7 protein-coding genes and 3 pseudogenes are annotated in these 10,659 nt (G+C 58.2%); 3 read left to right on the top strand and 7 right to left on the bottom strand.

Annotated features, from left to right (window positions below):
- Positions 1-170: 170 nt before the first annotated feature.
- The 5 genes and pseudogenes from OWC48_RS45450 to OWC48_RS45470 all read right to left on the bottom strand — a co-directional run.
- Positions 171-434: pseudogene (locus tag OWC48_RS45450) on the bottom strand (transposase); the annotation flags it as partial.
- A 63-nt stretch (positions 435-497) separates the two neighbouring features.
- Positions 498-855, bottom strand: a pseudogene (locus OWC48_RS45455) (redoxin domain-containing protein); the annotation flags it as partial.
- Between the two features lie 403 nt (positions 856-1,258).
- Complete coding sequence (locus OWC48_RS45460; RefSeq protein ID WP_282525849.1) at positions 1,259-2,335, bottom strand: NADP-dependent oxidoreductase; 1,077 nt, start codon at positions 2,333-2,335, stop codon at positions 1,259-1,261.
- A 143-nt stretch (positions 2,336-2,478) separates the two neighbouring features.
- Complete coding sequence (locus OWC48_RS45465) at positions 2,479-3,879, bottom strand: aminotransferase (protein ID WP_282525850.1); 1,401 nt, start codon at positions 3,877-3,879, stop codon at positions 2,479-2,481.
- 10 nt (positions 3,880-3,889) lie between these two features.
- Positions 3,890-5,404, bottom strand: a complete 1,515-nt coding sequence (locus OWC48_RS45470; RefSeq protein WP_282525855.1) for an NAD-dependent succinate-semialdehyde dehydrogenase — start codon at positions 5,402-5,404, stop codon at positions 3,890-3,892.
- Between the two features lie 151 nt (positions 5,405-5,555).
- Here OWC48_RS45470 and OWC48_RS45475 point away from each other — a divergent pair, with 151 nt between their 5' ends.
- From OWC48_RS45475 to OWC48_RS45485, 3 genes are all read left to right on the top strand, one after another.
- Positions 5,556-6,032, top strand: a complete 477-nt coding sequence (locus OWC48_RS45475) for an Lrp/AsnC family transcriptional regulator (protein WP_282525851.1) — start codon at positions 5,556-5,558, stop codon at positions 6,030-6,032.
- A 284-nt stretch (positions 6,033-6,316) separates the two neighbouring features.
- Entirely contained in the window at positions 6,317-6,643 is a 327-nt protein-coding gene (locus OWC48_RS45480) for a lyase family protein (RefSeq protein ID WP_282525852.1), read from the top strand.
- Between the two features lie 185 nt (positions 6,644-6,828).
- Positions 6,829-8,487 carry an MFS transporter gene (locus OWC48_RS45485; RefSeq protein ID WP_282525853.1) on the top strand — a complete coding sequence of 553 codons (1,659 nt, stop codon included), beginning with the start codon at positions 6,829-6,831 and terminating at the stop codon, positions 8,485-8,487.
- A gap of 296 nt (positions 8,488-8,783) precedes the next feature.
- Here the strand turns inward: OWC48_RS45485 and OWC48_RS45490 are convergent.
- Both OWC48_RS45490 and OWC48_RS45495 read right to left on the bottom strand, forming a co-directional pair.
- Positions 8,784-9,673, bottom strand: a pseudogene (locus OWC48_RS45490) (alanine dehydrogenase); the annotation flags it as partial.
- Between the two features lie 442 nt (positions 9,674-10,115).
- Positions 10,116-10,457, bottom strand: a complete 342-nt coding sequence (locus OWC48_RS45495; protein WP_282525854.1) for a hypothetical protein — start codon at positions 10,455-10,457, stop codon at positions 10,116-10,118.
- Positions 10,458-10,659 lie beyond the last annotated feature (202 nt).

Raw genomic sequence — 10,659 nt, forward strand, 5'->3', positions numbered from 1 at the left:
CTGTGCAAAAAAGCGGGCTTCGTGCCCGAACCATTTATTGGGAACGGCGTGCGCGGATCTCATCATGGCCTGGCTGCAACAGCAGTCCACTCGCGAGAGGCCGGATACATTTATGCAACTGGAAGCGCCATTTTTGCTGTTACGAACCCTTGCACGGACGGGGCGGACCATACATTTTTTGAAAGGAGCTCGCGAAGTGCGGCTGCATCGAGCATCTGCTCGGCCAGAAGCTTCTTCAGCTTCCCGTTCTCCTCCTCCAGGGCCCTCAACCGCTTCGCCTCGGAAACATCCATGCCGCCGAATCTGGCCTTCCAATTGTAGATCGTCGCCTCGGAAACACCGTGCTTGCGAGCCAGGTCGGCTGTCTTCGCCCCAGCCTCATGCTCCTTTAATACCGCGATAATCTGCTCTTCCGTGAACCTTGCTCGCTTCATCTGTCCGTCCTTCTTCGGGCCGGACTCTAACTCCTTCTGGAGGAAATGCGCAGTGGCAGGTCAGTCGACGATGAAGGTGCAGCGATCGGTGACGCCGTCCGGTGAGCGCACGCCGAGGCCGTCAACGAGCGAGCCCCTGGTGTCGGCGAACTGCCAGTTCGGCAGCTTGTGGAGGTCCTTGTGATCGCGCCGCCAGGCGAGCTTGCAGAACTCGTTGTCGGTCGAGCCGCCCAGCACCACGTCGTCGCGGTCCTCGAAATCCTTCGCCAGGCGGGCGAATCCGAAGATGATCTTCGACTTACCGGAAAACTCTTCTCGCTCAGCGTCCCGAACGCGCTTTGTCCCTTTTCTTCCTGAACCTGAAATCCGGGCTTCACGCTGACGATTTCGAACGATGGCGCTTGCTTCCAATTCCAAGCATGGTTTTCCGGTACCCTTTCGACGGCTCTGATCGCCATGGCTTGCAGTTTCGGGCCCTCGTGCAGAAGGAAAGCGGATAGCCACTCAAAAACGCGTCGCTACTTGAGGCGCTATTGGTATTTCATGCTGAGTCGCACCGACTTTCGCGGTATCGCGCGGATTACGGGCGCAGGTTTCGGTGGTCTACAGTTTTGCTGCAGGGCTTCCAATTCGCCGCGATATCGCCAAAAGACGCACAATCGCGATGTGCAGCTCTGTGTATATTATGAAATCGATGATCCTGGGCCGAGGTGGCGTTCTTGCAGCTTCATCTACCTGTAGAGACGCCGCGCGAGCCGCCGGAAGCTGCAAATGACAACGTTCACAGACCGCGCCGCCAGTGTCGTCCGCAACTACAAACGCGCCTAGCGTCTCCGTCGCGCTGCAAACTGTCGTCCGAGCGTCTGGTCAGGGCTGACCTGCACCAGCATCTTGCCAAAATTGTCGCCACGCAGCATCTCGGCAAAAGCCGCTGGGATAGTCGTCAGGCCCTGGCGGATATCCTCGCGGTACTTCATCTTGCCGGCAGCGATTAGGGGCGCGACATAGGCCAACATCTCATTTTCGTAGTCCGCGACAAAATCCCTTACCGAGAGGTTCTTCACCGTCACGCTTCGAGCTTTAAAGATCGGATCGCCCAGCTTCATCAGCGCCGCACGTCGATAAGCGCCCCCGTCCTCATCATTATAATGAGCGATAAGACTACAGATGGTCATCCGCTCGCCCTTGTTGAATAGCCGCATCACCGCTTCGAATACCTTGCCGCCGACATTCTCGAAATAGACATCAACGCCGTCTGGACAGACAGCGGCAAGGTCTGCAGGCAAACTCGGCGAAAGGTGGGAGACACACGCATCGAACCCTAGTTTCTCGGCCACGAACCGGCATTTTTCGTCGCGACCGGCGATCCCAACCACCCGCGCTCCTCGCTGCTTAGCAAGCCGGCCAGCAATCTGGCCGACGCCGCCGGAAGCCACCGAGACGACCACCGTCTCGCCCCGCTTGGGCGAAGCCATCACAGTCATGCCGGCATAAGCCGTCAGGCCCAATGACCCAAGCACGCCGACGGCCTGCGAAATGCGCCCCAGTGACGGATCGAGCTTACGCGGAATCATATAGTCCGGTCGCCAGATCCCTTCACCCATCAAGGCATACTCGCTCCACCCGTTGGTATTGAACACGAAGTCGCCGACGGCGAAGCCGTCCATCTGGCTCTCTACGACCTGCGAGACTGTGCGCGCATGACACGGCGCGCCCGCCTGCGCGGTGCGCTCCCGCAGGTAGTACAACTGATGGGGGTCGAGGGACACATAGATCGTCCTCGTCAGCGCCTGCCCCAAACCGGCTTTTGGGACAGGCCCCTGCTTTAGGACAAACGCGTCAGCCTTTTGACCGCTGAGTACGGGTGCGTCTGCCAATGTCCAGTAGCGATTCCGAGTCATTCCAGTCGCCTCTGGACAGCCCTACGTGGAAGGCGCCCCCGTTTAAAATGGGGCTATTTGAAGGGCTGACATCTGACCTGCCTTCTGGACTTCCCGTTCCGGAGCTAGCCTCGATCCGGGAGCGGACCACTAAGGATCCTCCATCAACCGTTGGATCGCTCCTTCGCGAGTTCATCCATAACTTGCTTCGTCGCGCGATACGCTAGCTCGACAATTTCGTCAATCTCATATTCCGATACGACGAGAGGTGGGGCAAAACCTAGAATGTCTCCATGCGGCATTGCCCGTGCAATGAGTCCACGATCACGGGCAGCCTTTGAGATTCGAGCCCCCACCTTGAGTTGCGGATCAAACCGCCGCTTCGTCTGACGATCGGCGACGAACTCTACGGCCCCGAGCAAGCCCACCCCTCTGACTTCACCGACGATTTCCAGTTGCGCGAAACGTTCGTTCAGCCGCTTAGCAAAGTGCAAACCAACTTTCCTCGCGCGATCAGTTAGTCCTTCGTTCTCGAAAATGTCGAGGACCGCGTTGGCAGCGGCTGCTGCGATTGGGTGGCCAGAATAGGTATACCCGTGCGAGAAGGCCCCGACACGATCGGCCGCCTCTTCCATAACGGAGTATACTTTCTCGCTAACGATGGCTGCCGAGAGCGGCATGTAGCCGGACGTGAGACCTTTGGCGACGGTCACCAGGTCGGGTTCAATTCCATAGAGCGTGCTTCCAAAGTCAGCGCCGGTCCGACCAAATCCACAGATCACCTCGTCGGCGATCAAGAGAACATCGTAGCGCCTGAGAACAGCCTGGATTTCGCTCCAATAGCCCGCGGGGGGCGGTGTAATACCACCCGTACCCAGCACCGGCTCAGCAATGAAGGCTCCGATCGTCTCCGGCCCCTCTCGTACGATCATCTGCTCAAGCTCGGCTGCACGACGACGAGAAAACGCCTCTTCGGTCTCGCCCGGCTCAGCGCCCCAATAGTGATGCGGTGTGCCGGTGTGCAAAATTCCCGGAAAGGGAAGGTCCATGTGGTCATGGTAGAATGACATACCGGTCATGGAGCCGGAAACTACCGAGCAGCCATGGTAGCCGCGCTCACGCGAGATAATCTTCTTCTTCTTAGGCTGCCCGCGAAGATTGTTATAATACCAGACAAGCTTAGCTTGGGTTTCATTCGCGTCTGAACCGGACAACCCATAAAACACCTTGCTGGCCTTTCCCGGGGCCATTCGTACAAGGCGATCCGACAGGGTGGCTAGCTCCTCAGTCGTATGGGCGGCATACGTGTGGTAGTATGCCAGCTTGTAAGCCTGCCGCGCGATGGCCTCGGCCACTTCAGTCCGGCCATATCCAATGTTCACACAATAAAGGCCGGCAAAGCCGTCGATATAACTGTGTCCCTGCGCGTCCTCGATGCGGATGCCCTTCCCCCCAGTTACGATCGTCGGATCGCCGATCTTACCAGTGGCAAAGTCCTTGAGTTGAGTGAAGGGATGGAGAACAGTCGCGCGATCGCGTTCAGCAATGGTTGTTATGTCAGTCATTCCTATTCTCCTAATCCTCCAAATCGCCGAAGCAGACGTACTTCAACTCCATGTATTCCGCTAAACCATGCCGCGAGCCTTCGCGGCCGAGTCCGGATTGCTTCCAACCGCCGAACGGAATAGGTGGGCCTGTGAAAGACGCCGTATTGATGCCGAGCATGCCACACTCGATCTGCTCTGAAAGCCGAAGCGCCCGGCGCAGACTGTCCGTGTAGACGTACCCAGCCAACCCCATTTCGCTCGAATTCGCGCGAGCGACGACTTCTTCTTCCGAGTCGAAGGGCAGCACGGCAGCTACCGGCCCAAATGTTTCTTCATGTGCGATGAGCATGTCTTCAGTCACGTCGCTGAGCAGCGTCGGAACAACGAAGCTCGGGCCGAGGTTCTGGTCCTTTTTGCCAGAGATAAGCCGAGCCCCCTTGCTCACCGCGTCATCGATTTGCATTCTGCACTTGTTGGCCACGGACAGTTTCGTCATTGGCCCAATATCTGTTGTGGGCTCTAGGCCGTGACCAACCCTGAGGTTAGCGATCGCCTCAGCAAGCGCCTCGACGAAGGCACTGTAGATGCCCCTTTGTACGTAGATGCGGTTAGCTGCCAGACAGTCCTGGCCCGACGTGGCAAACTTCGCGGCCACGACGCCCTTGATGGCCTTATCAAGGTCGACGTCATCGAAGACGACAAAAGGAGCATGGCCGCCCAGTTCGAGCGACACCTTCTTGACCGTCTGAGCCGCCCCCTCAAAAAGCAAACGGCCAACTTGAGTAGACCCAGTAAACGAAAGAGCGCGAATTCTTTTATCCCGCAACAACGGCCCTGAGAGCTCGACGGGATCACCAACAAGGACTTGAAGCACGCCGGGCGGGACACCAGCCTCCTCGGCCAATCTAGCAACCGCAAGCGCAGAGAGCGGCGTCTCGGGGGCCGGCTTTACGATCATCGGACAGCCAGCAGCAAGCGCTGCTCCCGCCTTTCGTGTGATCATAGCGACAGGAAAGTTCCAGGGAGTGATCGCCGCCGCGACACCGATTGGCTGCATTCGGACCTGCAATAGACTGCCAGGCTTATGACTAGGGATTGTCTCTCCATATGCACGCTCACCCTCTGCGGCAAACCACTCAAGAAATGCCGCCCCGTAAGCGATCTCATAGCGCGCCTCGGCGAGCGGCTTGCCCTGCTCACTCGTCACCAGGACAGCCAACTCTTCCGAATGCTCGAGCATCAATGATGCCCACGCCCTAAGGATTGTCCCCCGCCGCGCCGGCAACAGCCCGCGCCAACCAGCGAAAGACCGTTCAGCCGCCGTGATCGCAACCGCCATCTCTGCGGCAGTGCAACGGGCAACATCTGCGATCTGCTCCCCGGTAGCGGGATCGACCACGGCATCTCTTTCGTCGCCCGCGATCCAACGACCATCGATCAGCGCGGCCCCGGCAACAAAATCGCGACGGCGCAGGCCCTGGAGGCACCTCGCAGCGATACCGACGGAATCCGAAGTTTTGCTTCGGGCAGTTCGAAGGTCCATTTTGGGGAGTCCCGCGCGGTCGTTTGTTGATATGCACCAAGCATTCAGGATACTAATGTCATCAACAGATTTGCGTCGCATTTCGCCCGTGCTCGTAGGGTTTTCTGCATAACGGTGCTAATTTGCGATTGAATCCACTCGGAGCCCACTTATGCAATACGACCGAACAGACGCCCGCATTCTTGAGATTGTACAAAAGAACAACCGCCTGACTTCCGAGGTAATCGGCGAAATGGCAGGCCTCTCTGCTACCGCCTGTCAGCGACGGTTGAAGAGACTTCGCTCGGAAGGCATCATCGAAGCCGACGTGTCGATCGTCTCAGCGAAGGCAGTCGGAAGACCCATTCAAATGCTCGTGCTAGTGACGCTGGAGCGCGAGCGCTCCGACATCATCGACAGGTTCAAAAAGGCGATCAAAGCGTCGGCCGAAGTGGTGAATGGATTTTACGTCACCGGCGACGCGGATTTCGTGTTGTACCTTACCGCACGCACCATGGAAGATTATGAGCAATTCACTCGCCGGTTCTTTTATGAGAACTCAGATATCAAAGGGTTCAAAACAATGGTCGTAATGGATCGCGTAAAGGCCGGCTTTGCGATTCCAGTAGAGATGCCGGACGAAGAGTAAAAGACACACGATGGAGTCCCTCTACAAGATTTTGCATGTTCGCGCTCTTTTTCATCGTTCACTTAGCTAGAACGGTCTAAACCCGCATTCCCGCGCGATTATGCTCTGCGTTGTCAGAGTCGCGGATTGGTCTTTAGATACGATTAGAACTCGCGATGTTGCGCGCATTCCGTATTGCGAACTGTCACCCGCGAACCCCATTGAGGCGATCACACCGTCGTATCTTCACAAATGGTTTTGAATTCGTACCCGACGTGCCGCACCTATACGTAAAGAAAGCGAGCATGGGCAAAACGCGTCGCGAACTCGATAGCTTGGGAGAAGTCGATGTCTCAAGCGAGGCTGGCGCTCAGACAGCGCGGGCGACCAGAAACTTTCCCATCTCGCGAATTCCGATAAGTCATTTTTCCCAGCTCGTTGGCGCGCGCGCCATTGTCAACGAAGCGGCCGCTTTAGCAAATGTTAGACTTGGCGATCTCTCACCCAGCAAATCCAATGCAATTGCTGCTGCGTGCGACGACATTGTTGCCGGTCAACTGACCGCCGAGTTTGCGATTGATATTTTTCAAGGTGGTACCGGGACATCCACCAACACGAACCGATTCTCATGAGACCGTGACAAGCCGGAAATGTCAGACACACCTCGAGACGTCGGGAAAACCATAACAGTGCGCAGTTGCACTGCGCGGATTAAATTGGCTTGGAAACACCATCCATTCGGACAGCAACGCCGAATTCTCCCGAACCATCACAGATCCAGCGGAAGAAGACGAGATCGCTGGCATGCAGGAGCGATATGACTGAGCAATCCAAGCCTGAGACCTTCAGCGTCGATGGCATCACCACGCCGCTACGTTATCCCACGTTCCGGCGAATCTGGCTTGCGAGCATATTGTCTAATCTCGGCATCCTGATCCAGGGCGTTGGTGCAGCTTGGTCTATGACAGAGATGTCGTCATCGGCAGACAAGGTTGCGCTGGTACAGACGGCGCTGATGCTGCCAGCGATGTTGATCGCCATACCTGCCGGCGCAATTGCCGACATGTATGATCGCCGCGTCGTCGCGCTGGTTGCACTCTCGATCGCCTTTTGCGGCGCAACCTCTCTCACGGCACTCGACTGGTTCGGCCTCACCACACCAGACTTGTTGCTACTTCTTTGTTTTGCAGTCGGAAGTGGCATGGCGTTGATGAGCCCGGCTTGGCAATCCTCGGTTGGCGAACAGGTGCCGGCTGAAACACTTCCCGCGGCGGTGGCACTCAACGGCATCAGCTACAACATTGCTCGCAGCTTCGGGCCCGCGATCGGCGGAATTGTGGTTGCAACTGCAGGTGCCCTTGCAGCATTTGCACTCAACTCGGTTCTATATTTGCCGCTGATGGTGGCGCTGTTTTTCTGGAAGCGCGTGGCTGAGCCGTCGCGGCTACCACGCGAGCAGTTGAGGCGCGCCGTCATCTCTGGCGTGCGCTACATCATGAACTCGCCATCAATCAAGATCGTACTGATCCGCAGCATGGTGACGGGCGTGATCGGCGGCTCGATGTCAGCGCTGATGCCGCTGGTTGCCCGCGATTTGTTGGGCGGCGGACCGCAAACTTATGGCCTCATGCTCGGCGCCCTCGGATTGGGCTCGGTAATTGGGGCGCTTTTTATTGGCGAAGTGCGCAGACGGATAAGTAGCGAGGCCGCGGTGCGTGCTTGCACCATCACCCTCGGCTGGACCATCGCTGCTGTCGCGCTCAGCCGTGAACCGGTGCTGACGGCCGCTGCGCTGGTACTGGCGGGCGCCGTATGGACCATCACGTGGACGTTGTTCAACATTGGGATCCAGCTCTCCGCACCTCGCTGGGTCGCGGGCCGCTCGCTTGCAGCTTGGCAAACCGCATTCTCCGGCGGTCTTGCGATCGGCAGCTGGGGATGGGGTCGTCTCACTGATGTCGCTGGTGTCGAGATCGCGCTACTGGTTTCTGCCGCGCTGATGATATCGTCTCCACTGATCGGGCTTTGGCTGAAGATGCCACCCATCACCCCGCGCGGCACGGACGCCGAGCCGCTGGCCGATCCTGAGGTACGGCTGGCGCTCACTTATCGCAGCGGGCCACTGGTCGTGGAGATCGAATATCGCGTCGCGCCGGGAAATGCGCGCGCCTTCCACAATCTGATGCAGGACGTACAATTGTATCGTCAACGCAACGGAGCGTACGGTTGGTCCATTGCGCGCGATATCGCTGATCCGGAACTTTGGACGGAGCGGTATCACTGCCCGACATGGCTCGATTACTTGCGCCAGCGCAACCGCTGGACACAAACGGAGCGCGCCCTAGATCGTCAAGCAACGGCCTTCCATACCGGCCCCGATCCCGTGCGCGTCCGCCGCATGCTTGAGCGGCCATTTGGATCGGTCCGCTGGAAGGAAGAGGTCCCCGACCGCAGCCCAAGCGTAGGCCCCGGGTGATCGCAGGCGGCGCTCAGCCGCAATGCCTTGCGAAATCTTTTTTGACGCAGACGTCAGATACTGCGTATTCATCGTGTGATGTCGGGCAATTTGGCTGTCCTAGGTGAGCCGTCGCAGCAGAAGCCTGCCGCAATGAGCGGCCGACGCGCACTGAGAGACTGCTTTCGCGACCTCCGGCCAATCGAATCCGGATGACTGTCGGGTTGAGCGAGTCTCGGAACGAGCTAAAAAAGGGCCACGCCGAGGGAGTGGCCCTTCAAGTCGTGGAGGAAACGCCCCCTAGGGAGCCTCTGGGATCAGGCCGCAGCCTGTTCGATCGGTGAGAAGGGAAGGCCGAGACTCTCGGCGGCGGCCTTATAGGTTAGCCGGCCCCGATAAACATTCAGGCCTGCGCGCAGGTGGGGATTTTCAAGCACGGCTGCAAATCCCTTATTGGCGAGTGCCAAACCAAAGGAAGCGTGGCGTTGTTGAGTGCCTGGCTTGAGGTGAGCGGGACGGCTCCCGGCATATTTGGGACGCAGTAGTGAATAACGCCGTCCACCTCGTAGGTTGGTTCAGCGTGCGTCGTCGCCCGCGATGTCTCAAAACATCCGCCCTGATCGATAGCGACGTTCACCATCACCGAGCCTTGCGCATCGAGCTCAACGTGCCACGGCTGACAAGTTTTGGCGCACTCGCGCCGGGAACGAGAACGGCGCCAATAACGACGTCCGCCGCAAAGACCTTCTCTTCGACATCGTCGAGTACCTGGTACGAACCGGCCCTTCGAACAGCTCATCCAGCTCGCGAAGCCGTGGAATCGAACGGTCGAGGATGGTGAGCTCAGCGCCCAGGCCCCACTGCCATCCGTGCAGCGCGGAGTGCCGACGACGCCACCTCCGATCACCACGATGCGAGCGAGTTGCACCCCCGGCACGCCACAAATCAGCAGTCCCCGACCACCAGCGGACCGCTTCAGCGCCGCACCGGCTGCCTCGATCGCAAGTCTTCCCGCAACCTCGCTCATCGGGGCAAGCAACGGGAGCCCACCGTGCGCGTCAGTCACCGTTTCATAGGCAATTGCAGTGGAGCCAGATTTGATGAGGCCCTTAGCCTGCTCCGGATCCGGAGCTAAATGGAGATAAGTGAAGAGGATCTGGTTTTCCCGCAGCTGTGTCCATTCGGACGGCTGCGGCTCCTTGAGCTTCGGCAGGCGCGCCACGGTGCTGGACGGCTTTTTAAGAGTCTGGAGCGATTGACCGAAAGCACGCACCAAGATGCAGCCCAGCAGAGCATGGCTGATGTCCCGCTGCGTTCAAATTGACTTGCTTTGCTTATCCGGTTCTTCCCGGTAGGCGGGGGGGGGGCGCCCCCAAGCTAATCTCGAGATATCTTCCAATGCCCACGACCGCCACCGTAGAACGGCTGTATGGCTTCAGCGACGCGTACTGAACGCCGCCCTTTGTAAAAGTCGAATCCATCCTTCTGCGTCACATCTTTGATCGAGGGAGAGCAGTGCACACTAGTGAAAGCCGTTTCCGATCGGCAAATCCGGACCGGATCCAATTGAGTAGGATCCAGCCTCCCAAGTCATAAATCCGCCGAGTTGCGCCAGAGTCGCCTGTTTGCCGATTGACGCGATGTAGCATTCAATGGCACGGCACCTTGCCCCTTTGGTCCAGAGTGAACTGGAGCGACTGAAGCCGAATGGCGCGCAAGTCATCCCAGACCTTGGCACTGCGGGTGCGGATTGCCGTTAAGCCGAGGCCGCGCAGAACAGGAGGTGGCAGTTTCTTGGCCTGCTCAAAGAACTCAACCGGGAAGTGAAAGGCTAGCAGAGCGTCCGCTTCCCCAATGTGCTGTTCGAGCTGGCCGCGGTCCGGTGCTACGATCGCGCGAACTTGCGGGAAGCGCTCTCGTATGAGCCGCGCATACGTCTCGGCTGCAGGATGGTTGAGAACAATCGTAAGAGCGGGGCTTTGGCTAGTCATGTTAATCTCTATCGCCGTAGGTGACGCGGTCACTGTGCATAATGAATTGAGTGGGCAGACCTTAAAGCAGGCCACTACTCTGTCAGGATAGTTGCATCGCTTGCGGCCCACGAGGCGACGCAGGCAGAGCCGATCTGGGGCATCGTTCCGACCGCGATGTTCAACATCTTCGATTTCAGCTGCAATCCGGAATCGCTGCGGA

It is taken from the genome of Bradyrhizobium sp. Arg816, from assembly GCF_029989365.1.
Taxonomy (GTDB): Bacteria; Pseudomonadota; Alphaproteobacteria; order Rhizobiales; family Xanthobacteraceae; genus Bradyrhizobium.

Excerpts from the sequence above, each read along its gene's own strand:
- OWC48_RS45470 (WP_282525855.1), bottom strand. The coding sequence starts at position 5,404 with ATGGACCTTCGAACTGCCCGAAGCAAAACTTCGGATTCCGTCGGTATC.
- OWC48_RS45480 (WP_282525852.1), top strand. The coding sequence starts at position 6,317 with ATGGGCAAAACGCGTCGCGAACTCGATAGCTTGGGAGAAGTCGATGTC.
- OWC48_RS45465 (WP_282525850.1), bottom strand. The coding sequence starts at position 3,879 with ATGACTGACATAACAACCATTGCTGAACGCGATCGCGCGACTGTTCTC.
- OWC48_RS45460 (WP_282525849.1), bottom strand. The coding sequence starts at position 2,335 with ATGACTCGGAATCGCTACTGGACATTGGCAGACGCACCCGTACTCAGC.
- OWC48_RS45485 (WP_282525853.1), top strand. The coding sequence starts at position 6,829 with ATGACTGAGCAATCCAAGCCTGAGACCTTCAGCGTCGATGGCATCACC.
- OWC48_RS45495 (WP_282525854.1), bottom strand. The coding sequence starts at position 10,457 with ATGACTAGCCAAAGCCCCGCTCTTACGATTGTTCTCAACCATCCTGCA.
- OWC48_RS45475 (WP_282525851.1), top strand. The coding sequence starts at position 5,556 with ATGCAATACGACCGAACAGACGCCCGCATTCTTGAGATTGTACAAAAG.